The 23976-nt window shown below is 49.2% G+C and carries 23 protein-coding genes; 12 read left to right on the forward strand and 11 right to left on the reverse strand.

From position 1 onward, the window contains the following. The first annotated feature begins 40 nt into the window (after positions 1-40). Entirely contained in the window at positions 41-889 is an 849-nt protein-coding gene (locus AC1S5B_RS10895; protein WP_482035701.1) for a hypothetical protein, read from the forward strand. A gap of 32 nt (positions 890-921) precedes the next feature. Here the strand turns inward: AC1S5B_RS10895 and AC1S5B_RS10900 are convergent, their stop codons facing one another. The 4 genes from AC1S5B_RS10900 to xdhA all read right to left on the reverse strand — a co-directional run bounded on the left by AC1S5B_RS10900 (position 922) and on the right by xdhA (position 6630). Next, positions 922-1302 (reverse strand): DUF4011 domain-containing protein, encoded by a 381-nt coding sequence (locus tag AC1S5B_RS10900; protein ID WP_482036617.1) that lies wholly within the window; start codon positions 1300-1302, stop codon positions 922-924. 157 nt (positions 1303-1459) lie between these two features. Further along, a complete protein-coding gene (dxr, locus tag AC1S5B_RS10905; protein ID WP_482035702.1) occupies positions 1460-2638 on the reverse strand; it encodes a 1-deoxy-D-xylulose-5-phosphate reductoisomerase in 1179 nt (392 codons plus the stop codon). Positions 2639-2878: 240 nt separating this feature from the next. Then, the gene (gene xdhB / locus AC1S5B_RS10910; protein WP_482035703.1) at positions 2879-5188 is read right to left on the reverse strand and encodes a xanthine dehydrogenase molybdopterin binding subunit; all 2310 of its coding nucleotides are present in this window, start codon (positions 5186-5188) and stop codon (positions 2879-2881) included. Then, positions 5185-6630, reverse strand: coding sequence for a xanthine dehydrogenase small subunit (gene xdhA, locus AC1S5B_RS10915; protein WP_482035704.1), 1446 nt, complete (start codon positions 6628-6630; stop codon positions 5185-5187). The genes xdhB and xdhA overlap by 4 nt, the downstream gene beginning before the upstream one ends. A 332-nt stretch (positions 6631-6962) precedes the next feature. On the opposite strand from xdhA, the gene pstS reads away from it, so the two are divergent. From pstS to AC1S5B_RS10950, 7 genes are all read left to right on the forward strand, one after another. Further along, a complete protein-coding gene (gene pstS, locus AC1S5B_RS10920; protein ID WP_482035705.1) occupies positions 6963-8078 on the forward strand; it encodes a phosphate ABC transporter substrate-binding protein PstS in 1116 nt (371 codons plus the stop codon). Positions 8079-8217: 139 nt separating this feature from the next. Then, on the forward strand, positions 8218-9177 hold the full coding sequence (pstC, locus tag AC1S5B_RS10925; protein ID WP_482035706.1) for a phosphate ABC transporter permease subunit PstC: 960 nt from the start codon (positions 8218-8220) through the stop codon (positions 9175-9177). A gap of 87 nt (positions 9178-9264) precedes the next feature. After that, the gene (pstA, locus tag AC1S5B_RS10930; protein WP_482035707.1) at positions 9265-10164 is read left to right on the forward strand and encodes a phosphate ABC transporter permease PstA; all 900 of its coding nucleotides are present in this window, start codon (positions 9265-9267) and stop codon (positions 10162-10164) included. 73 nt (positions 10165-10237) lie between these two features. Continuing rightward, entirely contained in the window at positions 10238-11044 is an 807-nt protein-coding gene (gene pstB / locus AC1S5B_RS10935; RefSeq protein ID WP_482035708.1) for a phosphate ABC transporter ATP-binding protein PstB, read from the forward strand. A gap of 215 nt (positions 11045-11259) precedes the next feature. Then, entirely contained in the window at positions 11260-11664 is a 405-nt protein-coding gene (psb27, locus tag AC1S5B_RS10940) for a photosystem II protein Psb27 (protein ID WP_482035709.1), read from the forward strand. Positions 11665-12249: 585 nt separating this feature from the next. Continuing rightward, positions 12250-13422, forward strand: a complete 1173-nt coding sequence (locus AC1S5B_RS10945; RefSeq protein WP_482035710.1) for a low temperature requirement protein A — start codon at positions 12250-12252, stop codon at positions 13420-13422. Positions 13423-13577: 155 nt separating this feature from the next. Continuing rightward, complete coding sequence (locus AC1S5B_RS10950) at positions 13578-14267, forward strand: hypothetical protein (RefSeq protein ID WP_482035711.1); 690 nt, start codon at positions 13578-13580, stop codon at positions 14265-14267. Positions 14268-14357: 90 nt separating this feature from the next. Here AC1S5B_RS10950 and AC1S5B_RS10955 read toward each other — a convergent pair whose 3' ends face one another. The 5 genes from AC1S5B_RS10955 to AC1S5B_RS10975 all read right to left on the reverse strand — a co-directional run bounded on the left by AC1S5B_RS10955 (position 14358) and on the right by AC1S5B_RS10975 (position 19044). After that, entirely contained in the window at positions 14358-15518 is a 1161-nt protein-coding gene (locus AC1S5B_RS10955) for an SAM-dependent methyltransferase (RefSeq protein ID WP_482035712.1), read from the reverse strand. A 212-nt stretch (positions 15519-15730) separates the two neighbouring features. Then, the gene (serS, locus tag AC1S5B_RS10960; protein ID WP_482035713.1) at positions 15731-17011 is read right to left on the reverse strand and encodes a serine--tRNA ligase; all 1281 of its coding nucleotides are present in this window, start codon (positions 17009-17011) and stop codon (positions 15731-15733) included. A 131-nt stretch (positions 17012-17142) separates the two neighbouring features. After that, positions 17143-17715: a sugar O-acetyltransferase gene (locus AC1S5B_RS10965; protein WP_482035714.1), complete on the reverse strand. Its 573-nt coding sequence runs from the start codon at positions 17713-17715 to the stop codon at positions 17143-17145. A gap of 55 nt (positions 17716-17770) precedes the next feature. Beyond that, positions 17771-18544 carry a hydroxyacylglutathione hydrolase gene (gene gloB / locus AC1S5B_RS10970; RefSeq protein ID WP_482035715.1) on the reverse strand — a complete coding sequence of 258 codons (774 nt, stop codon included), beginning with the start codon at positions 18542-18544 and terminating at the stop codon, positions 17771-17773. Continuing rightward, the gene (locus tag AC1S5B_RS10975) at positions 18541-19044 is read right to left on the reverse strand and encodes an N-acetyltransferase family protein (protein ID WP_482035716.1); all 504 of its coding nucleotides are present in this window, start codon (positions 19042-19044) and stop codon (positions 18541-18543) included. Before AC1S5B_RS10975 ends, gloB begins: the two co-directional genes overlap by 4 nt. 296 nt (positions 19045-19340) lie before the next feature. On the opposite strand from AC1S5B_RS10975, the gene AC1S5B_RS10980 reads away from it, so the two are divergent. Genes AC1S5B_RS10980 through AC1S5B_RS10990 form a run of 3 tightly spaced genes read left to right on the forward strand, consistent with a single transcriptional unit; the run spans position 19341 to position 22215 of the window. Then, positions 19341-20132, forward strand: a complete 792-nt coding sequence (locus tag AC1S5B_RS10980; protein WP_482035717.1) for a Uma2 family endonuclease — start codon at positions 19341-19343, stop codon at positions 20130-20132. A gap of 10 nt (positions 20133-20142) precedes the next feature. Continuing rightward, complete coding sequence (locus tag AC1S5B_RS10985) at positions 20143-21705, forward strand: DEAD/DEAH box helicase (RefSeq protein ID WP_482035718.1); 1563 nt, start codon at positions 20143-20145, stop codon at positions 21703-21705. 21 nt (positions 21706-21726) lie between these two features. Beyond that, entirely contained in the window at positions 21727-22215 is a 489-nt protein-coding gene (locus tag AC1S5B_RS10990; RefSeq protein ID WP_482035719.1) for a hypothetical protein, read from the forward strand. An 18-nt stretch (positions 22216-22233) separates the two neighbouring features. Here AC1S5B_RS10990 and pdeM read toward each other — a convergent pair whose 3' ends face one another. Together pdeM and AC1S5B_RS11000 are read right to left on the reverse strand one after the other, a co-directional pair. After that, a complete protein-coding gene (pdeM, locus tag AC1S5B_RS10995; RefSeq protein WP_482035720.1) occupies positions 22234-22896 on the reverse strand; it encodes a ligase-associated DNA damage response endonuclease PdeM in 663 nt (220 codons plus the stop codon). 15 nt (positions 22897-22911) lie between these two features. Further along, positions 22912-23472 (reverse strand): Uma2 family endonuclease, encoded by a 561-nt coding sequence (locus AC1S5B_RS11000; RefSeq protein WP_482035721.1) that lies wholly within the window; start codon positions 23470-23472, stop codon positions 22912-22914. Between the two features lie 189 nt (positions 23473-23661). Between AC1S5B_RS11000 and AC1S5B_RS11005 the strand changes: the two genes are divergently transcribed. Beyond that, positions 23662-23964: a DUF3593 domain-containing protein gene (locus AC1S5B_RS11005; RefSeq protein WP_482035722.1), complete on the forward strand. Its 303-nt coding sequence runs from the start codon at positions 23662-23664 to the stop codon at positions 23962-23964. Positions 23965-23976: the final 12 nt, after the last annotated feature.

The following is a 23976-nucleotide window of genomic DNA, read 5'->3' on the forward strand; positions in this document are numbered from 1 at the left end:
GTATCTTCCCTTCCAGGATTGATGGAACCGCTAATCACGCATGAATTACTTAACTGACTCGCGTCGCTTAAATTATCATCAGCAACATTCACACCCCCTAAGGAAACAGCGACGGCTATCGGTTCACTCACCCAAGTCACTTCGGCAGCAGCAACGAGGTCGCCCGCTTATCCAGAAAAGCCGCGATCGCGGTTCGCGCTCCTATCAAGTTTTCAACCGCAGTTGGACTGAAAGGGCAATAACAGGATTTTCCCTTGCTTCTTTGATGATCTCCCTTGGCTTTACCGCTGCTTGGGCTAAGGTGAGTTTTCCACCCCACGCAACCCATCAATCTTCCGCCTCACCCGCACCTACTCCGTTGATGATGGTAGCCGATCAATTATTTGCAACGCCTGACAGCCCTGGAGCGATCGCGATTGGAGTGGCTGAGGGCACTCGTACACCCGATGGCGGTAGAACCTCAATTTGGCAGCAGCATATCGATCCCGGTAACTACGCCAAAAATCAAGGCACATTTAGCTGGCAGCTTGAAGCCACTTCCGTCGCCGATGCAGAACAACAGGGGCTGAATCGGATACGCCAAGAAGCCATTCCCCATCTACTCCAAGATGCTGAAAATAGGGGCGTTTCCCTGAGCGTTGATAGTCTGGTGCAAGGTGCAGATCTATGGAATCAATCTCCCCAAGCAGGTGCAGACTTTGTTGAGAATTTGCAGCGATGCCAGCAAGCGGAAACGCAAGAATTTGCGGCAGTACTGTGTGCCCGTGTTAGAAGTTATGTCAATCCCAGCACAGGCGAAGTGGAAGCTGCCGGATTTGCCAACGATCCAACAGCGTTACGAGACGATCAGCAACGACGGATGCAAGCGATCCAATCGACTCTCCTGTAGAACCTGCCTATCATTTGCGAAGGATGAGCGGCTCAATCGCTTCTTTTCCTTCGTGATTCGATAGTGGATTGAACAAGGGGCGATCGCAATGCTTCATCTGGTTTGTCCTTGTCATACCAGGTCACGGTTCCAGACGCCAAAAATAGACTATTTACATCTCTTTTCTCTAGTGATAGCCGCGCTATACTACGCAATTTTTTGAGTCTTTTGAGTTTCTCGTCACCTGTTTGACGAGTTCTCAATTCAATAGAATTTTTTGCTGGTGTATTAGCCTGTCTAGACTGAATAATTACTTGAGCCGCACTATCAGTTTGAAAATACAGCGTCTTCTTCCCTTCTAAGTGCTTGAAAAGAATATCTGGCTCCGCTGTCAAAATTTCTAGCGATCGAGGACTGTCTTGTCGAAACTTGATGAGAGGATTCCGTCACCCCAGATCTGCCAGTCCAGCTTTCCACTTTGCAATTTTTTGAGCAAGGCTCTGCTGAGAGTCTAAATCTGGCTGCCGCATATTAGTTTCTCTTGAGAATAGATCTATCGCTCAATATCTTAGCTATTTCTTTCCGTGTAGGTTAATGGGCAGTAATGAGGGGTTGGCTGGCAGTTGTAACGGATTGTCGTGCCCAGTCGTCCGCAGCGAGGATATCTTCCAGGCTAGGATCGGAGCGATTTTGGGATTGGTAGCGATCGCAGGTTTGCTCAATCAATCGGGGAATATCCAAAAAGCGAATTTTTTCCTCTAAAAATAGGGCGACGGCTTGTTCATTGGCGGCATTTAGCACCGCAGGCATACAACCCCCTGCCCGTCCGGCGGCGTAGGCAAGTTGCATACAGGGATATTTTTCATGATCAGGTTCACGGAAGGTAAGGCTGCCAATTTTGACAAGATCAAGCGGCTCCCAGTTGGTGGCAATGCGATCGGGATAGGAAAGCGCATAGAGTAATGGCAAGCGCATATCTGCCCAACCGAGTTGTGCCAACACTGAGGTATCTTCCAGTTCAATCAGGGAGTGGATAATGCTTTGGGGATGAATGACGATCGCGATTTGGTCATAGTCCACGCCAAACAGGTAATGGGCTTCAATCACTTCCAGCCCTTTGTTCATCAGCGTGGCAGAGTCAATGGTGATTTTGCGCCCCATTGTCCAGTTGGGATGTTTAAGGGCATCGGCAACCGTTACTTGCGCCAATTTTTCTGTGGGTAGGTCGCGAAACGAGCCGCCAGAAGCAGTTAACAAAATTCGCCGCAATCCGCTTTTGGGGACTCCTTGCAGACATTGAAAAATCGCCGAATGCTCAGAATCAGCAGGGAGCAGTTTCACGCCATATTGTTTGACTAAGGGCAACACGACCGGAGCGCCTGCAATCAAGGTTTCTTTGTTGGCGAGGGCGATATCTTTCCCAGCTTTGATGGCGGCGATCGTCGGCAGTAATCCGGCACAACCCACAATGCCCGTCACCACTACATCCGCTTCCGCACACCGCGCTACTTCAATTATGCCTTCTTGACCCGCTAGCAAGATTGGCTGGGGCGAAAGATCGGCGATCGCAGCTTTTAGTTCTGGTAATTTATCTGCATCAGATATCGCCACAATCAGCGGACGAAATTGCCGCACCTGCTGTGCCAATAGCTCCACATTGCGTCCTGCCGCTAACCCTACAATCCGAAACTGATCGGGATATTGAGCCGCAATGTCTAAAGTTTGAGTGCCAATGGAACCTGTAGAGCCAAGAAGAGAAAGTGCTTTCACAGTGGTGCAGTTCAGTCACGCCTCTCTTATCTTACGGGGTCGCGTCATCAATCCTAAAGAAAATCTATATCAATTAAAAGGGGACTCATCGCTATACCAAGTAAAGAGCGAAAAAAATAACAAATCAGGATTTCAATCTTTATCGTTTCTTCACGAAAAACGGCGTATCTTAATCCACCAGTGAAGCCAGTTAGCAAGGTTGCACACCAAGACTTTCTGTACATTCCTGGATGGGTATGGCTACAGCGATCGCACCTGATCAATGGCGCGTAAAGTGGATTCGGGAGTAGCGGGAATGGCGAGGCTGACTTGGGTGGGGCGATCGCCAAATGCTGCCACTGCTGACCGAATTGCTTCCCGCACGGAAAACGCCAACATAAAGGGGGGTTCTCCTACCGCTTTACTGCCGTAAATGGTGCCGTCTTGGGAGGCTCGTTCCAGCAGATGCACTTTAAAGTGTTCTGGAATTTCGCTGACGGTGGGAATTTTGTAGGTACTGGGGGCATAGGTGCGGAGTCTGGCTTGGTCATCCCAAACCAGTTCTTCCATAGTCAGCCAGCCTAATCCTTGGACAAAGCCGCCTTCTACCTGCCCTTGATCGACTAAGGGATTTAGAGACTCGCCCACATCATGCACAATATCGACTTGTCGCAGTTTGAAGGTGCCTGTAAAGCCATCTATCTCCACTTCACTGACGGCGGCTCCGTAGGAAAAGTAGTAAAACGGTCTACCTTGGTTAGTTTGATAATCCCAGTGAATGTCTGGGGTGCGGTAGTAGCCGGTGGCAGAGAGGGAGATGCGATCGCTGTATGCCTCTCTGACGACTGCATTAAACAGAATGGAAACGCTGGGATTTGAGCGGGAATAGATCCAATCATCCTCGAATATCAAATCGTCAGGTGTATCAAGATTGAGTAGTTTTGCGGCGATCGGTGCCAGTCGTTTTTTCAGCGTTTCGCAAGCATCTTTGACCGCTTGCCCGTTCAGATCTGCGCCGCTGGATGCCGCCGTTGCCGAGGTATTGGGCACTTTGTCGGTACTGGTAGGCATGAGGCGGAAGCGATCGATGTTTACGCCCAGGGTTTTCGCTGCTACTTGCAGCATTTTGGTATGTAGCCCTTGCCCCATCTCCGTGCCGCCGTGGTTTAGCTGGATGCTGCCATCGGTATAGACCAAAAGTAATGCGCCTGCCTGGTTATATTGCACCTTGTTAAAGGAGATACCAAATTTAACGGGTGTGATGGCAATGCCGCGTTTTTTATGAGGATTTGCTTGGTTAAATTGCTGAATGGCGATCGCCCGTTCTGCATACTGGGCATTAGTTTTTGCTTCGTTCCAGACCCGCGCAATCCGGTTGTCCAGCACTTCTTGTCCATAGAATGTGGTGTTGGTTTCGCCTGTGCCGTGATAGAAATTGCGTTCGCGTACAACATCAGGCGGCAGATTTAGCGATCGCGCGATTCGATCCAAAATCTCCTCGATCATCACCATTCCTTGAGGACCGCCAAAGCCCCGAAATGCGGTATTGGAAACCCGGTGAGTTTTGGTAATTTGCCCTCGAATTTCAACATGGGGAATGTAGTAGGCATTATCCGCATGGAGCATCGCCCTGAGCAGCACGGGAGGTGATAGATCCAAGCTCCAACCGCCATCGGCATACAGGGCAAGATCTAAGGCAAGCAGCTTTCCCTCGCTATCAAAGCCCACTTTGTATTGTCCTAAAAACCCATGACGTTTGCCCGTTAGGATCATGTCCTGGTGTCGTCGCAGGCGCACTCGCACGGGACGACCTGTTTTATCAGCCGCGATCGCGGCAATCGCTGCGGGTGGATTTGCCTGAGATTCTTTGCCGCCAAAACCACCGCCCATTCTTAAACAAGTGACGACCACGCGATTGTTCGCAATGCCCAGCACCCGTGCCACAATCACTTGGGTTTCGCTGGGATGCTGGGTCGAGCAATAGACCTGATAGTTGCCTTCCCCATCGGGAATCACCCAACTGGTCTGGGTTTCCAGATAAAAATGATCTTGCCCATTCATTTCTAGATCGCCTTCTAGGACGTGAGAGGCAGTGAGCAAGGCATTTTCTGGCTCTCCCCGACGGCAGACTTGGGGCTGATTGTGGAAACTGTTGGCTGCGATCGCCGCTGGAATGGTGGCGATCGGTGGTTGCGGTTCATACTCCACCACCACTTTTTCTGCGCCCTGTCTTGCCGCGTCTTCCGTTTCACCCACAACCCACACGACTGCTTGCCCCCAATAGCTGACGACCTCCGTCGGCAACAGTGGCTCATCGTGGACAATCACACCAGTATTGTTTTCACCCGGGACATCAGCCGCCGTTAGCACGGTGACGACACCAGCCACGCTATAAGCAGGTTGCGGATCAATTTTGAGAATTTTGGCGTTGGCGTAGGGAGATAGCACTGGATAGAGCGACAGCGTTCCGGCGGGCGATCGCTGATCATCCGTGTATACCGCTTTGCCGCTAACGTGATGTTCCGCGCTTTCATGGCTGCGTTTACGATTCGGCTTGCTGGGCATATTCATGACGGAACCTCTTCTAAACCACTGGCAACGCTGCTCATTTCAACAAAGAATTTTTCAAATAAATTTACGATCAGTCGCTGGCGATAATCCGCACTGCCGCGCAAATCGCTAAGGGGCGTAAATGCCTCTTCTAGCAATGGTTTTGCCTGTTGCACAGTGGCACTATTCCAGGGTTTGCCGATGAGGAATTGTTCCACCGCGATCGCCCGTGCCGGAATTGCTGCCACACCGCCATAGGCAAGCCGCGCATGAAGAATCTGATTGCGATCATCCAGATCAATCGTGAATGCCGCCGCCGCAATACTGATATCATCCGTGCCGCGCTTGCCAATTTTGTAGGATTGACTCAAACGCCGCACCGCTCCAGGCGCGATCGCTTTCGGAATCACAATCGAGACAATCACCTCGCCGGGTTGCAAATCGGTTTGGCGATAGCCCTTGAAAAACTCCACCAAGGGCAAAACCCGTGAGCCAGTTGCACTCGCAAGTCGCAAGGTTGCATCTAAGGACAACAGCACGGGTGGCAAGTCGCCAATGGGAGATCCAGTGCCAATATTGCCGCCCAAGGTTGCCCGATTTCGCACCTGGCGCGCCGCAAACCAATGGAGCATTTCATCCAGACTGGGAAACACGCCCTGCAATGTGGCCTCAATGTGGCTCAGGGGCACCGCCGCACCAATTTCAACCGACTCGGCGGTTTGTCCCAGAATTTGCAGTTCTGCCACGGCTTCCAACGAGATCAGTACAGGATATTGTTGCCGATGCCAACTGAGTTCTAGCCCTAAATCAGTCGCTCCAGCTATCAAAGTCGCGTTAGGGTGCTGTTCCAGTAAGGTGAACACCTCAGCAAGCTGCACGGGGCGGTAAAACTGGCGATCGCCACCACCATAATTGACAGGCGGAAGTTCAACCGATGCCTGTTCTAAGGCATGACTGAACGCATCGCTGGCTCCATTTGGATAAGCTGCTGCCACCTGTTGGGCAGCGCGACGAATCGGCAGATAGCCCGTACAGCGGCAGAGGTTCCCTTCAATCGCCATGTCATCCAACGCGCGATCGTAATAGGCGGCAAACAGACTAAGGATGAAACCAGGGGTGCAATAGCCACATTGGGAACCACCCAGTTCCACCATGGCGGCTTGGACGGGATGCAGTTGTCCGTTTGCCACGCCTTCTACGGTGATAATTTCACGATCAGCGATCGCGCCCAAGGGAATTAGGCAACTGTTGACCGCTTGATAATGGGGTTTGCCATCTGCCCCCTTGCCAATCAATGCCACGGTGCAGGCTCCACAATCGCCATCGCCACAGCCTTCCTTAGTGCCCATGCGATCGCTGTGTCGCAAGTATTCCAACAGGGTTCGCGTTGGGTCGGCATCTTTGAGGCACACCTGTTCGCCATTAATGGTGAGTGTCAGTTGATTACTAATTCCGTGAGTCACTGTAGTTGTCTGCTTTGAAAAGGAAGGGTAAAAGTAGGAATGAAGCGAGTCAGAAACATTGCCAGAAACCTAGCAACCGATACTATCCACTTCACGCACAGGCTTTATGTGGTTTGAACTACATTTTGACTGATCGGGTATTTCAATTCAGCGATCGCACTGAATTTCACTCTATTTTGTTAATAAAAAGCAATCAAACTATTGATTCGCACTTTTTGGCAACCCACCTAAACTTCAGGGCTGTCTCCATATTTCTATCGTTTGTATTTCCCTAGTGATTAGCCATAAAGATAGGCGGCTTAACCTTCCCTTTACTGAAGAGTTGTAATGTGATGGGGTTACAACGTGAGGATGACGAGGTTATGGTTCCCTTAGTGAAGGTAAGCCGCTGGGTTCTCTCAGCGTCTGCGATCGCGCTAGCCGCAGGTCTGGCTTCCTGTGCCCCCAGCGCTCCCCCCAGTGCGCCGATTGGAAGCAGCCCTGCAACGGGCGGCGGCGGCACTATTTCTATCAGTGGTGCGGGTGCTTCAGCCCCTAATTCGCTTTACCAGCGTTGGTTTTCTGAATACCGCACGGTCAAGCCGAATGTACAAGTCAGTTACCAATCCATTGGGAGTGGTGCGGGTGTGAACCAGTTCCTAGCAGGAACGGTGGATTTTGGGGCGACGGATGATCCGATTAAAGAGGCAGATGCCGCCAAGTTTCCCAAAGACCGGGGAACCTTGATTCAAGTTCCTACCACAGGTCTTTTTATTGTATTTGCCTACAATCTTGAGGGCGTTAAAGATTTGAAGCTTTCTCGCGCAACCTACTGTGGCATCGCGGACGGCTCAATCAAGACCTGGAATGATCCTAAGATTGTCAAAGATAATGCAGGCGCTACACTCCCTAGCACACCAATTACCTTTGTTTTTCGCTCAGACGGCAGTGGCACGACTGCAATCTTTACTAAACATCTAGCTAAAGCTTGTCCTGGCTGGAAACCGGGTGCAGGTAAATCCATTGAGTGGCCCACAGGTCAGGGTGCCAAAGGAAATGAGGGCGTGACGGCTCAGATTAAGCAAGCTCCTGGCGCGATCGGGTACGTTGAGTTTACCTATGCCAGGGAAAATCAGCTAGATATGGCTGCTTTGCAGAACAAAGCAGGTGACTTTGTGGCTCCTACACCAGAAGCTGCTGCTTTGGCGTTGGAGGGCGAAAAGCCCAATGAGCAATTTGTGATTTCTGTTCCCGATCCGGCTGGAAAAGGCGCTTATCCAATTGTGAGCTTGACCTACGTTTTGCTCTATGGAAACTATCCCGCACCCAAGGGTACAACGCTCAAAGAGCTATTTAAATGGACTTTGAAAGATGGCAAAGCTGCGGCAACCGAGCTAGGATTTATTCCGTTACCTGACGCTCTGGTGACCGATATTAACGCCAAGCTTGACACCATTGAGGAGAAGTAACACTCTCCCTCAGCCACTCCGGGATACCTGCCTGGAGTGGCTGAGGATACATAAGCAGGCTCTGCAAATCGGTTCATATTTTCTCTGGATGATTGTTCTTCAAACCAAGTAATTTTCTCAGCATCGTCGCTTTAAGATTATGGCTCCAGCAGTAGACAACAATTCGGGTATGTCCTACAAGCGCACCCAGCTAACGCGCCAAGTGGACAGTGGTTTTAAGTGGGTAACAACAATTTTTGCCGTTGGTATCGGGGTGACGCTGTTAGCGATCGCCTTTCAAGTGGCTAGAGATGCGCTGCCGGCGATTCAAAAATTTGGCATCATCGACTTTGTTACAGGGGTTCGCTGGAACCCCGTAGAAGACATCTATGGAGCCTGGACTCAAATCTATGGCACCTTGGTGACTGCATTTATCGCCTTGCTGATCGCAGTTCCAGTTGGGGTCGGTGTTGCCATCATTTTGAGTGAAGATTTTTTGCCGCCCAAGGTTCAACAGCCCCTCGTGTTTATGGTGGAACTGTTGGCAGCAATTCCTAGCGTAATTTATGGCTTGTGGGGGATTTTCGTCTTGGCTCCCTTCCTGCAAGGTCCTATGACCTGGATTCACCAAACCTTCGGTTGGATTCCGTTATTCAGTACCCCCCCCACAGGTCGAGGCATCTACATCGCATCGATTATTCTGGCAATTATGATTCTGCCAATCATTGCCGCCATTTCCAGAGACTCTCTGGTGGGCGTTGCTCCCGAACTTCGTCAAGCATCCTATGGTCTGGGTGCAACTCGTTGGGAAACCCTAATCCAGGTGATTATCCCGACTGCGGTTTCTGGAATTATTGGGGGAGTGATGCTGGCGTTGGGTCGGGCTATGGGAGAAACGATGGCAGTCACGATGTTAATTGGTAATGCCAACCGTCCATCTCCGTCACTGTTTGCTCAGGGATCAACGATTTCGGCACTGTTGGCGAATCAATTCGCGGAAGCAGCCGGTCTCCAAGTCGCATCTTTGATGTATGCCGCGTTGATCCTGTTTGTTCTAACGCTGATAGTCAACATATTTGCTGAGATCCTGGTTAACAAAGTTGAACTGAAAAAGCTTTAACCCAATGGAGATCTCTCAACCTTGGGTTCTCCCCCTGATGCCTGGGTTCTAAACGTTACTAAAGTTAAGCATTCACGAGAAGTTAGTATGTCAAGTCAAGAGTTCCCGGTATCCCTAACCCAAGGCAGAAGCTTAGAGCGCACCGTATCATCTAAGACGATTCTTTCCAACGTAATGACGGGGTTGGTATTTGCTTGTGCGCTTCTGGCTTTGATTCCATTGGTTGCACTCTTGTATTATGTGATCGCCAAAGGGGCTGTTCGATTAGGTCCTCTGTTATTCACCCAGTTGCCGCCGCCACCGTTTCCCCGTGACTCTCCTCAGTTTTATTCGGGTGGATTCGGAAATGCAGTCCTTGGGACGTTTATGACCGTTGGCATTGCCTCGCTGATTAGTATCCCGTTTGGGATTTTAGCGTCTATTTATCTCTCTGAGTTTGCGCGCGACACTAAACTGGCGAACCTAATCAACTTTATGACCAACGTGTTGAGTGGAGTTCCCTCGATCGTCATGGGCGTGTTCGCCTATGGTTTAATCGTGATCACCACTCGATCTTACTCAGCGATCGCAGCGGGTTTTGCCTTGGCAATCTTGATGCTGCCGACGATTGTCAGAACTTCTACTGAAGCATTTGAGTCGGTTCCCAATGATATTCGTCAGGCTTCCGTGGGCTTAGGGGCATCCACCTATCAAACGGTTTTGAGAGTGCTTCTGCCAGCCGCGATTCCAGCGATTCTCACCGGGATCATTCTGTCGGTGGCACGGGCGGCTGGAGAAACTGCGCCTGTCATCTTTACGGCGTTATTTAGCAACTTCTGGAACCTTGATCCTTGGCGACCCACAGCTACGTTGTCGGTGCTGGTTTACAACTTTGCAATTACGCCCTTTGCAAACTGGCAAGAGCTTGCTTGGTCTGCTGCCCTGGTTTTGGTGTCGTTAGTGTTGATTGCCAACTTGCTAGCCCGTTGGGTGACTCGCAAACGTTAGCGATCGCTCATAGATTCTTCCAATAGCTGACTTGTCGTATATTCCAGTCCCTTTTACTTACCGGCATTGACCTATGACCACTAATCTTCATCAAAGCATTCAAACTGAGAACGTCTTCCGCGCAGAAAACGTCAATATTTATTATGGGAACTTCCTAGCCGTGAAGGAAGTGAACCTGGATGTTCCCAAAAACGCAATCACTGCTTTTATCGGTCCTTCTGGATGCGGTAAGAGTACCGTGCTTCGCTGCTTCAACCGATTGAATGACCTGATCAAGTCATTTCACTTGGATGGCAAGATTTTGTATCACGGTCAGGATTTGTATGCGCCGAATATTGATGCGGTGGAAGTGCGGCGACAAATTGGCATGGTGTTTCAGAAGCCAAACCCTTTTCCAAAAACGATCTATGACAACATTGCCTTTGGTCCTCGCCTATTAGGGTACAAGGGGGATATGGATGAGTTGGTGGAGCGATCGCTCAAAGGGGCAGCGCTTTGGGATGATGTCAAAGATAAACTGAAGGCGATGGGAACGGATTTGTCGGGCGGTCAGCAGCAGCGGCTGTGTATTGCCAGAGCGATAGCGGTTCAACCTGAAGTGATTCTTATGGATGAGCCTTGCGCGGCTCTCGATCCGATCTCTACCCTCAAAGTTGAAGACCTGATGCAGGAGTTGAAGGAACGTTACACCCTGGTAATCGTGACTCACAACATGCAGCAAGCTTCTCGCGCCTCCGATTACACTGCCTTTTTTAACGTTCAAGCCAACGAAAAAGGACAACGAACCGGATTTATTGAAGAATACGATCGCACCGAGGCAATCTTCCAGAGTCCGAAGAAAAAGGCAACTCAAGAATACGTCAGTGGTCGTTTTGGTTAAGCAATTTAAGCCCATCCAAGGTTTCTGGAAATTCTGATCAATCAGTAAATTCGATCGCTTTTCAGTGAGCAAGATAGTCTACATGGGCTGTTCCACAGGATTTCAATCACTGTTGGTCAAGGATTGCCCATATCAAGATAGGATAGTACAAGGCTCTGAATACCCTGGCAAAAGGGGAAGAGTTTAGACGTTGTTTTAATATCCCCTGGATGTCTATGAAGCGCTATTGGTCTCGCTTACTTGCTTTTGTGCTGGTTCTTTACGTTAGTTTTGGGGGTAGCTCAGCCGCGATCGCTGGCTCCACTCTATCGGGTGATTATCGTCAAGATACCGTATCTGTGGTTAATAGTTTGAGAGAAGCGCTTCAACTGCCCGCGGATTCTCCAGAAAGAATTGCTTCTCAAACTCAAGCGAAACAGCTAATTAACGACTTTTCATCACGTTATCGCCGGGATGCAGCCTTGGCTAAACTGCCCTCCTTCACCACAATGCGGACTGCCTTAAACTCTCTTGCAGGACACTATAGTTCCTATCCTAATCGCCCCGTGCCCCAGAAGATGAAAGATCGATTAGAACAAGAGTTTAAGCAAATTGAAACCTCTCTAGAGAGGGGTTCCTAATCTCTAGAATCATGTGATTAAAAACAAGGGATGCTGATTGGTGTCCCTTGTTTTTATGGGGAAAACTGAAAGTCGGTTAATTGGAAAATCGCCGGACATCTTAAGACTTTCAAAGGCTCCATTGCCACATGGTAGAGGCTTAGATTGGTATCCTAGCCATGCTATCGAGCGATCGCCAAGTCAGTAACAGCAGCCATAACAGCATGGTGGCAAGCAGTCTCCCTGCGCTTGATGCCAGATTGGAGCACAATTAACCTTTCTAAAATCACTCTAGCGATAGATTATCTAGACCAGGGTATGGGTTGATCTCAATTCAATCCTTATGCCAGCGTCTAGAGCCGCTCGACCAACGATTCGCTTTATGGATGAAACTGCCAATGGTGTGAGGGCTTATTCCCCGAAGTGTCATCATCGAGTTACTTCGGATCTCAGTAAAACTAAACAGGACCATCTAATGATTACAGCGTTTCTTGCTCTGTTGAGTTATAGGCAAGGGGCTTAAGTCCCTTGTTCGCAAGGAGAAACCGCACCTCAGTTATTTGAGAATTGCTATATACTGCTAAGCTCATTTTAATTAAACAACCTATGACTACCTGGATGCAACCGCCTCGGCTTCGGGGTGGCGAAGAAGACGAAACCCGCCGCGTTACTTGGCTAGAACTATTTTATGACTTGGTGTTTGTCGTGGCGGTGTCGCAAGTTGCCCATAACTTGAGTCAAGATGTTTCCCTCACGGGCTTTGTGGGCTTTGTGGCGTTGTTTGTGCCGCTGTGGTGGGCGTGGGTTGGTGCCACGCTATACGCCAATCGCTTTGATACCGATACGGTGGTTCGGCGCGTGTTGATGGGGGTGCAAATGTTGGCGATCGCAGCACTCGCGATCAATGTCCATCATGGGTTAGATGATTCATCCCCTGGTTTTGCCCTGTCCTATGCAGCGGCGCGAATTGTGTTGGTGCTGGAGTACTTGTGGGCTGGTTGGTGCATTCCTTCAGTAAGAGGGTTAACAACCCATTATTCAATTGGGTTTGCGATCGCGGCTGTTCTTTGGATCATCTCTGCTTTTGTGCCAATTCCCCTGCGGTTTGCTTTGTGGGCAGTGGGCTTAGGGGTTGATTTTGCAACACCCCTAACGGCTCAACGCCATCAAGCAGCCGTGCCTCCGCATCTAGAGCATCTTCCAGAACGATTTGGTTTATTTACCATCATTGTGCTGGGGGAAGCAATTATTGCGGTGGTGAATGGCGTTTCTGAAATGAAATGGAGTGGCATCAGCGCTTTCAGTGCGATATTTGGCTTTATTACTGCCTTCAGCCTTTGGTGGATTTATTTTGACAATGTGGATGGCTCATCCATTCGAGCGATAAAAGCGTCGGGTCGGTTGCGCGTGTTTCAATTCTGGTTCTACTCCCATTTGCCCCTAGTCATTGGACTAGCCGCCACCGGAATTGGCGTGGAGCATGTGATTCTGACCAAAGATGGAACGCTTTTAACAAACTCAGAGCGCTGGCTGATCTGTGGTTCGGTGGCGCTGTGTTTTCTCTCGCTGGCAGTCCTGCACCGTACCGGGATCATTTTTAAGTGCAAAGCTAGAACCAAGCATCGATTAGGGGCGGCTGGCGTATTATTTATTGTGGCGATTTCGGGTGCCAATCTACCGCCTGTGGTGATCATCGCCATCACTGCCGCAGTTTGCGCGATCGAAGTTGGGCTAGATCTCTATCAAGGTCGCCCTGCAACAGTATCTCAAAACGCTTAGAGGTTTCTATGCCAAATGACGGATGTTTAGCCAGATCGAGGATATTCTTGATTGAAGTTCCGAAACGAGTTGCGATCGCTATGTAGGTAAGTTGGTACAGGGTTTGGCAGCTATTGTTAGACCAGATCATTAGTTAGTGCATGCAGGAGTCCGTGATGGAAAAGCATATGTGTTCCGGTGATTCAGGAAGTGGCAAGAATGAACAGGGCGATCGCGATCTGCTGATTTCGCTGTTTCATGCCGAGGGAGTTCGTTTTACTGGAACGGCTGATCAGCCCTTCACCGACGATGCCGTTCAGGTGGAAGACCTACCGAGTGCCAAAATTTCCTATCCCTGGAATCCCTGCGATCCTGATGCGGAAGAGTTTTATGCAAATTCAGAGCCAGCTTCTTTCTTAGATGGTTGGCAAGAATCAGAGATTTCCACTCGCGCCAATAGCTTTTTTGCCCAGATCGATCAGCACTGGTCTACAGTTAGCGTGCAAACCTCTTTAGCTCAACGGTTTTCGGCTCGAATCCCCCAAGAGTTACTGGCATCGATCGCGGTGCAAGCTCAAAAGTTGGTGGCAGAATCTCGCAAGGCAGTTACCCAATCGTTGTCCTTGGCAGATCAACTGGTGCAGTGTATTCAAGAAGTGGCAATTAATTTGGGTCAAGAAGACCTTTACGTTCAGGCGCGGCTACTGGAGCCCATGCGGAATAGTGGTTTGGATGCTGTAGATAGCTTGCTCAACCAAATTCCCCAAACAGAGTGGCAGCAACTATCAGAAATTCAAAAGGCACGACTAAGCCTCGCGATCGCCCATTGCGCGTTGGATGAATCGCGATCGTCAGCCGAGCATTGATTCATCAACCTACAATTTTTTTAAGGGGCAGATATGAAATCTACCCCTATTTTGTGGATATTCTCCCTATCGGCTCCTCGGCTTTCCGGTCTATCGATTGGCGTGAACCATCAAAAACTGACCGTTGCCATTAATCTCGCCATCGCAACTCGCAAAGTTGGCAACAAACCAGATTAAATAAAACCGCCAGATGCGCCGGAACTTAGCCGGGTCGATGCCATAGTTTAGATGCTTGACATCGTTGTAGCTATCATCAAAGTTTTGCAACCAGGTTGCAAACGTTTTGGAGTAGTTCATGCCATTGAGATACCAGCGATTCACTGTTTTGAAATCTTTGTTGAACGTCGGAACAGTATCAAAGCTCCAGTAGCGACCGTGAGGAAAGATGTATTTGTGGGTGTAAGCGCTGGAAATATTATTTGGAGTGCGAACTGTAATGATATGCAGGAAAAATTTGCCCTCTGGTTTTAAGAATGAAGCTAGCTTTCTAAAAGCGTGGGTTAAGTTTCCTACATGGCAAAAAACGCCAACGGACAGAATTTTGTCAAATTTTTCTTCAAACCGAGCCTCATTCAGATCCCCTTCTACCAGCGTGAATCGACCCGAACTGAGATAGCTCGCAGGATCTTGCATCTTGTGACGCATGTATTCACATTGCTCATGGCTGAGATTCAATCCTGTAAACCTGACATTGGGGAACTTAGACAAAATATAGTTTGGAACACAGCCCCAACCACAGCCAAAATCTAAGATATTGTCGCCATCTTGAATGTCCAGCTTTTCAATGATGTCGTCAATCATATGCATCTGAGATTGCTCAAGATTAAGCGCCCCTTTTTCCCAGAGTCCCATGCTGTATTTTGGGTAGATCAATTGCCCATTGCCCAGCATTCGATTCAACATACCTTGAGGCAAATCATATTGGAGCTTCATCAACTCCCTAGACCCTTCTGCCACATGGTCAGTTTCTTCTAAAACCCATTCGTAGGGGGCAAGGAGAGAGGGGAAATACTTGAAGAAGATGGGCATACAGGTATCAAACAGCGATCGCAAAACCGAGTCAGGCACTTCTAGCCCATTAATATAGGACTCGGCGATCGCCATTTGCACCATGTTTACAACCTCGACAACCCCACGAGTGGCTTGATATGCTAGGGGGCTTTTAGTAGAAATGTCACCAATAACAGGAATGTAGCGCTGAATATCTGGTTCGATGGATGTGGAATCTCGTCTCGTGGATGTGGAAGTCATGGGCTAATCTCCAGTAATCCTAGTGAGGGTTCACTCAACATCCCATGAGGGGAATTTTTTCAATGCTTCTTAAGGTTGTCTCAAGCTTGTCTCAACATAGGTCAAAGTAAGCTTACAAAAATTCATAATCGTCAGTCAGTCGTGAGTCAAAGACGAAGCGTAGAGATTTTCTGGGATTGACGCACGGGCGATCGCAAAAGCCCATCCTAAAATCAAAGCACTTCGCGGTTAAGATAAGGCTGCAATACTTCCGGGATGCGGACTGAACCATCGGGCTGCTGGTAGTTTTCTAGCACCGCTGCCATCGTCCGACCTACAGCCAAGCCAGAACCGTTGAGTGTATGGACAAACTGAGTGCCTTTTTGCCCCGATTCCTTGAAGCGAATATTACCCCGTCGAGCCTGAAAATCTCCAAAGTTAGAGCAGCTAGAAATTTCGCGATAGGTATTGGCAGCAGGTAGCCACACTTCCAAGTCATAGCATTTAGCCGCACCAAAACCGAGATCACCCGTGCAAAGCTCAATGGTGCGGTAAGGAAGTTTTAGGGCTTGCAGAATTGCCTCAGCGTTTTGCACTAAGGCTTGATGTTCTTGTTCAGAGGTGTCAGGCTTCACCAGCTTCACCAGTTCCACTTTGTTAAATTGATGCAGACGAATCAATCCACGGGTGTCGCGTCCATAGCTGCCCGCTTCTCGTCGAAAACAGGGCGTGTAGGCACAGTGGAGAATGGGCAAGTCATCTGCTGCGAGGATTTCGTCGCGATAGAGGTTGGTGACGGGCACTTCTGCCGTAGGAATTAGCCACAAGTCATCGTCTTTACACTGAAAGCTTTCTTCGGCAAATTTGGGCAGTTGTCCGGTGGCAGTGAGGGATTGAGTATTCACCAAGAGCGGCGACAATACTTCGGTGTAGCCTGCGGCAGTTTGGCGATCGAGCATAAAAGAAATCAAAGCGCGTTCTAAGGCAGCTCCGGCTCCCAGCAGCACCACAAAGCGACTTTGGGCTATTTTAGTGGCGCGATCGCTGTTTAAAATGCCTAATTTTTCAGCAATTTCCCAATGGGGCAGAGGCTTTTCAGCTTGCAGTTTATACTCATCTCCCCAGCGGCGAATCTCTACATTTTCGGTTTCATTGTCGCCAATCGGCGTAGTATCGCTAGGTAGGTTTGGTAAAGTCAGCAACAGCGCTTCAATCTGGGCTTTTAACTCTTTCTCTTGTGGCTCCAGTTCGCTTAGTTGTGCCTTAATCTGGTTGCCTTCATTCTTTAACGCAACCACTTCCACATCATCAAGTTTGCTGCTTGCTTTCAGCTTTTGACCCACCAGTTTACCGATTTCGTTGCTGCGGGCTTGCAGTTGGGAACGGGTTTTTTCTAGCTCTTTTTGCTGGCGATCGCGCTCCAAAATTGGCTGCACATCATAGCTACCGCTGCGCTGGTTCAGCTTTTCTTGCACTCGGTCTGGATTTTCTCGGATCTGCTTTAGATCAAGCACTGATCGTTCCTATTCGTTTTGTAAAACTTCCTAACCCAGAATACACGGAATTGCCGCGAGAGGTGAGAGGGAACAGATGAGAGGAAAAGATACCAAAAACTTTGTACTCCGCACCCCGTATCCCGAACTCATCACTTTTCCAGTGTTTTAATCACTCGGCAGGGATTTCCCACCGCGATCGCATTCGCTGGAATATCTTTAGTAACTACGCTGCCTGCTCCGATCGTGGTGTTGTCGCCAATCGTGACTCCAGGACAGATGATCGCCCCGCCGCCGAGCCAAACCGTGTTGCCGATGGTGATGGGGGCGGCAAGTTCTCTTCCAGTTAGGCGAATAGTTGGATCAGTGGGATGGGTTGCCGTGTAGATTTGCACATAGGGAGCGCAGAGGACATCGTTGCCAATATGAACGGTGTTGCAGTCGAGTATGACCCCGCCGTAGTTCATATAGAAGCGATCTCCGATAAAAATATTGCTGCCATAATCACAGTGAAACGGCGGCACAATGGTCGCAGCCTCGCCCACCCTGCCAAACAGATCTTGCAAAATTTGCTGGCGGAGTTCCGGCTCTTCTAGGGTGGTTTGAGCATATTGGTAAAGCAATCGACTAGCGCGTTTATTCTCTGCTATCAATTCAGGATCGGTTGCCAGATATAACTCTCCTGACAACATCTTCTGTTTTTCGGTTTGCTCAAATTTGCTCATCGGTTTTCTGTCAGTTTAACCCGCGATCACATCTCTATATTTCAATCTCTATTCTTCAAAAGTGGTCTTTCATGCCGCGTAGACGAGCAAAGGTTTGAATAGGATTGGTGGATTGGGTTGCGGTTTGCAGTTCGGGCGCATCCCAACGGAGAAAAGGGTTTATGCGTTTTTCGATGCCCAGATTGGCAGGAATGGTGGCTTCGTGGCGATCGCGCATCTGCTGCACCTCAACCAATCGTCGTTGCAAATCTGGGTTGCCGCGATCCACCGTTAAGTCAAACTGAAGGTTTTTCAGCGTGTATTCATGGGCGCACCAAACATAAGTGCTGTCTGGGAGGGTTCGCAGCTTGCCCAAAGATTGCACCATTTGAATCGGGGTGCCTTCAAATAATCTGCCGCAGCCACCGGAAAACAACGTATCACCGCAAAATAGATCGCCCATTTCACCGGGAGCTATTGGCGGAAAATAGTAGGCAATATGGGCGCGAGTATGACCGGGAACAAACAACACTTCTGCCGTGCGGTTGGCAAACGAAACGCGATCGCCGTCCTGCAAAAACACCTGTTGCCCTGGAATTCTGCCCCGATCTTCTGCACCACCATACACGATCGCCTCAGGAAAGTGCTGTAATAATTTGGTGTTGCCGCCCACATGATCATGGTGGTGATGGGTGTTGAAAATCGCCACCAGCCACGCTCCCAGTTCCTCCAGCTTTTGCAAAACAGGTTCCGCGATCGCCGGATCGACCACGACAGCACTGCTTGCCTCCGCATCATGCAACAGAAACACATAATTGTCGGATAGTACTGGAATTCGATAGACCTTCATAGACTCAACCTTTTTCCTAATGCCATTTGCCCTAATGCGTCGCCCGTCACGCGACAAATGCGCCAGTCGGGAAGCATCGTTGCCCCCATTTTCTGATAGAAACCAATGGCAGGTGCGTTCCAATCCAGCACACTCCATTCTAATCGTCCGCACTCTTCGGCGATCGCCCGTTGAGCCAGATGAATCAGTAGCGCTTTACCAATTCCCTGACTGCGGTAGTCTGGCAGGACAAACAAATCCTCTAAATAAATGCCGGGTTTGGTCAGAAAGGTAGAATAGTTATAGAAAAATAAGGCAAATCCCACGGCGGCATCATTGATTTCTGCAAAAAGAGCCTCCGCATAGGGGCGATCGCTAAACAAATGCGATCGCAGTGCCGCTTCACTGCCCATTACGTGATCCGTCAGATTTTCATACTCTGCAAGTGCTTGAATTAGCTTGAAAAGAACCGCTTCATCGCCTGAAACAGCCGCCCGTATGTTGATTTGGCTCGATGTCATTGCTTGCAAGATTCCCCATCGCAGCTAAAGTGCCTGTATTGTATCTTTCAGAGTAGTTTTTCACTAAAAACTCTCTATGGTTTGTTGGTTTTTTCTTGTCTCGCGCAAAGCCTCGTAGACCTTAGTATGAGCCAGTCCTGAGACTTTTTCAAATTTTGTTTTGTCGCTCATCTTTAAAATAAAGTCAGCTTTTAACAAGATCAAAAACGGCATGGTTCTCCATTGCTTTATGCTATATGAGCTTAAACCCGCTACTATAGCCTTAGAATGGCATTTGAGTCAGGAAACCAGTACCTATGTCCCAAGGTCTAACCACTGAATTGGATCTCTCGCCAGACATTGCTGATTTGGTGATTGAGGATGATCTGCCTGTGGATAATTTAATTTCTGAGAAACAGCAGCGTTTACTCACCGGTTCGCTGTATAGCAATGAGGGCGTGTTGGGCAATCGCCTCTTTTTAGCCGCTGCCAATGTGGGGGTGTTTTATGCCATTAAACAGCCGCCTCTAGTGCCTGATGTTTTCGTCAGCTTGGATGTAGAAGTGCCACAGGACTGGACGCAAAAGAAAAATCGCACTTATTTCGTTTGGGAATTTGGCAAACCGCCCGATATCGTAATTGAAATTGTTTCCAATCGGGAAGGCAATGAATTAGGGCGCAAGTTGCAAGAGTATGCCCGCATGGGCGTGGGCTACTATGCGGTGTTTGATCCCTTGCATCAATTGGGCAGCACCGACTTGTATCTATTTGAAAATCGGGCAAACCGCTATCAAGCCCTGACTGACTCTTGGTTTGAAGAAATAGGTCTAGGACTAACGCTGTGGGACGGTGTGTTTGAGGGCAAGCGCGATCGTTGGTTGCGTTGGTGTGATGCAACAGGAGCAGTGATTCCGACAGGTGCAGAACGGGCAAACCAAGAACGCGAACGTGCAGATACAGAATCTCAACGAGCAGAAGCAGAAAGCCAACGAGCAGAAACAGAATCCCAACGGGCAGAAACAGAACGTCAACGGGCTGAAGCCGCAGAAGCTAGGGCAACGCAACTGGCTGAACAACTGCGATCGCTGGGTATTGATCCTGATGCGTAGAGGGTGCTAAATGGCGCGAAAACCGACGCTATCTTACGATCGCGGCACCCTGATTTTGCACCCGCCGCCCCAGGGAAAAGAATGGCTGGACTATGCCACGTGGGACGATCGCATCGAGCGCTTTCGGATTCCGGCAAGCCAATATCGCAGCTTAGTTTTGGGGCTACGAGCCGCAGAGGTTGATCTGATCGACAATGCCAAAGGCTTTCAAGAAGTGGAACTGGTGCCCAGCCTGGAAATGGCACCCTATCCCCATCAGCAGGAAGCGCTAGAAGCGTGGAAGCAAGCGGGGCGAATGGGTGTAGTCGTCTTGCCCACTGCCGCCGGAAAAACTTATCTGGCGCAATTGGCAATGCAGGCAACTCAGCGCAGCACGTTGATTTTAGTACCCACATTAGATTTAATGCATCAGTGGTATGCCCATCTAGTTGCCGCCTTTCCCGATGCCAACATTGGTTTGCTGGGCGGTGGTTCGCGCGATCGCACTCCCATTTTGGTTTCCACTTACGACAGCGCCGCGATTAACGCCGAAACTCTGGGCAATCAATATGCGCTGCTGGTATTTGATGAATGCCATCATTTGCCCAGCGATTTTAACCGCGTCATTGCCGAGTACGCGATCGCGCCCTATCGCCTCGGTTTAACCGCCACCCCAGAGCGCACCGACGGCAAACACGCCGATTTAGAAACTCTGATTGGGGCAGAACTCTATCGCCGCACCGCCGAAGAGCTTTCAGGCAGCGCGTTAGCAAAACATAAAGCGGTGCAGATCAAAGTGCATCTGTCGCCCCAAGAACGGGAACGGTACGATCGCCTGATGCAAACCCGCAATGCCTTTTTGCAAGAAGCCAATATCTATCTGAGCAGCACCCAAGGCTGGCAGCGGTTTGTTCAGGCAAGCGCCTGCTCGAAACCCGGACGAAAGGCAATGTTGGCACACCGTCAGGCAAAAGCGATCGCCTTTGGCACTGAAGGAAAACTGCGGGTGCTAGCCAATCTTCTTGCCACTCACTATCCAGAACGCACCCTAATTTTCACCGACGACAACGCCACCGTGTATCGGATTTCCCAGGAATTTCTGATTCCCGCCATTACCCACCAAACCGGCGTGAAAGAGCGCCACGAAATTTTGACTCGGTTCAAACAAGGTGACTATCGCTGCTTAGTTGCCTCTCGTGTGTTGAATGAAGGAGTAGACGTGCCCGATGCTAGTGTTGCGATCGTGTTATCGGGCACTGGCTCCACCCGCGAACATATTCAGCGGCTAGGGCGAGTGCTGCGAAAGGGGAACAATCCTGACAAACTGGCGCTGCTGTATGAAGTGGTCGCAGAAGACACCAGCGAGGAAAATGTGTCTCGTCGCCGTCACGGTCAAACCGTCGCCCAATCTGCTAAAACAGAGGTTGATACCCAAACGGCTCAGCGACAGTTAGAACTCGTACCCACCATCCCCTACCCTGTGCCGATCAGGGCTGAGTTAAGAGCAGCAGAGGTAGAGGGTGAGTGGAATGAGCCAGAAGATGAAAATCAGCAATCAGAGCCAAAATCTACCATCAAGAAACCCAAAAAATGATCAGATATAAGGAGTTTAACGATGAAAAGATGGATGATTGGCGGAGGCGCGATCGCGCTATTGACTGGCTTTCCTACCCCAGGACAAACTACTCCGATCTGGCTTAATCAACCCCAATATCAACCTCAATACCAACCTCGATATCGAACTCAATATCAACCTCGATATCGAACTCAATATCAATATCAATATCAGCCTCGATATTTGCCTCAAGTGCCTGTACTTCAGGTCACTCCAAGGAGCGCTACTATCCAGATCTACCTTGCTTCCCCATCCTCAAATCGATCGCGCTATGTTGCTGCACCCTATAGACAATCGGTGCCTGTGTATCCAGCCGTCCCAACCTACCATTACCCTACCCCTATTTACTCAAACTCAACCTACAGGGGAATATCTGTGCCCTTGAGATCGCGCTTTCCGCAACCCTATTCACGTCAAACAATCTATCCTGTTCGCTATCCCCTTGGCAGTCAAAACTATCCTTTTTACGGCGCACCCTATCGGCGATAAATTTGGCTGCTTCGGGGGTTATCCGTTGATGGCAATCACGCGATCGCCAGCGACGACATAGGCTGTCGAGGTACGTGTTAGCGGCATCTCATAACTGCCTGTAAACTCGCCAAACGACGGCAAAATCAGCATATTTTGAGCGTGGTCTATATAAAAGCAAGGCAATCTCAAATTATCTAGCTTACTTTTTAGCCGCACACAGGGATGGATGTGACCGCAAATATTTAGGCAACCGGGTTGAGGACTCGGTTCATGGCTTAGCACCACAGTATCAACCTGAATTGCTGTGGTGATGCACTCGATTGAAAGCTGATTGAGAGTTGAAACAAGGGCGCGATCGTGATTGCCTAGAATCAACGTCACATCCACTTGAGTAGCGGCTAAAAATTGAAACCAGCCCTCTAACACTTCATCGACTAAAGCCAAGTTAGAGTGAAACAAATCACCTAATATAAATAGTGTTTCGGGTTGAAACGTTTCGCATAACGTTTGGAGTCGTTGAAGGGTTGCCTGATTCACTCGATTGGAAACGGGGATTCCGGCAGATTGGAACGTTTCAGACTTGCCCAAATGCACATCTGAGACTAGTAAGCTGTTCACATCACTGAGATAAATCGCTTTGTCCGATAAAAGCTTGAGCTTGACACCGGATAGTTCGATCGCCTCCATTCCACTATCCATCAACAATTTGTTTCTCTAACCTCTGCGTACCTGTAACCATTCAAATATTTGGTTTACGGTAATCGTCAAATCAATCCTTGTTAACACGGGCAGTACGCGATCTCCGCGATAGATTTCGGGTACTTTTTGAGGTTGAAATACCCAAATTGAGTAATCATCGGGGTCAAGCATCCAGCCAAGCTGACAGCCATACTGCAAACAATGGAGCAAATTGTCAATGACGCGAGTGGCTTTTTGATCGGGAGATAGAATTTCGATTGACCAACTAGGCGCTTCTAAAAAGTCGTCTTCTGGTTCACCACGACTATTAAATTGCAGTTGGCTCCAAGCAATCACCGCCACATCCGGGACAACTGAACGCCCCCCAAAGGTACAGCGAAATTCTGGCAATGCCGTGTAATCGTTGGTGTCATCGATGGCGCTAAGGAGGCATTTCTGTAAAATTGAATGTCGCGCTTTAGGCATAGGTTTTTGCAGAGGATGCCCGTTGATGAATTCCCATGCAGGAGACTCCTCAAGGTTCGGCAACTTCAGAAATTCTTGGATAGTTAGGGTTTTGGGTAGTGCGGAAGTCATCTACTTTAGTTAGAGATTGCACAATACATCACTTTCATCATACTTTCCCTGCTCACCGATCAGATTGTTGCCTGGATCTGATTTGCTTGGGGTGATTGGGTTAAGCCCTATACAATAGGCGTACATCCACTGCACAATTTCCATAGAGATTTCTGTGGAAAACTTTGCTACTGTTTCACGAATCTGCCCATGCCATCCAAAGAGAGCTTATTTGCCCTATCGCTGTTTCCTTACCTGGGATTTTTGTGGTTTCTCACTCGCTCAAAGCAAACTCCGCGATTGGCGCTGATTGGGTTTTATATGCTTTTGGTGTTTGTTGCGGTCACCATTCCGGCTGGAATTTATGCCAAAGTCGCCTATGGAAAAGAGTTGGCAAATGTAGACTGGCTGCACGGCAGCGCAGAGTCTTTTCTCACCTTGTCGAATATTTTGGTGGTGTTGGGTTTTCGGCAGGCGATCGCGGATCATCAAACCATCCCAAAAAGCGAATAATTCACTTCAAAA

The sequence above is a fragment of the Leptolyngbya sp. CALU 1928 genome (assembly GCF_056784215.1).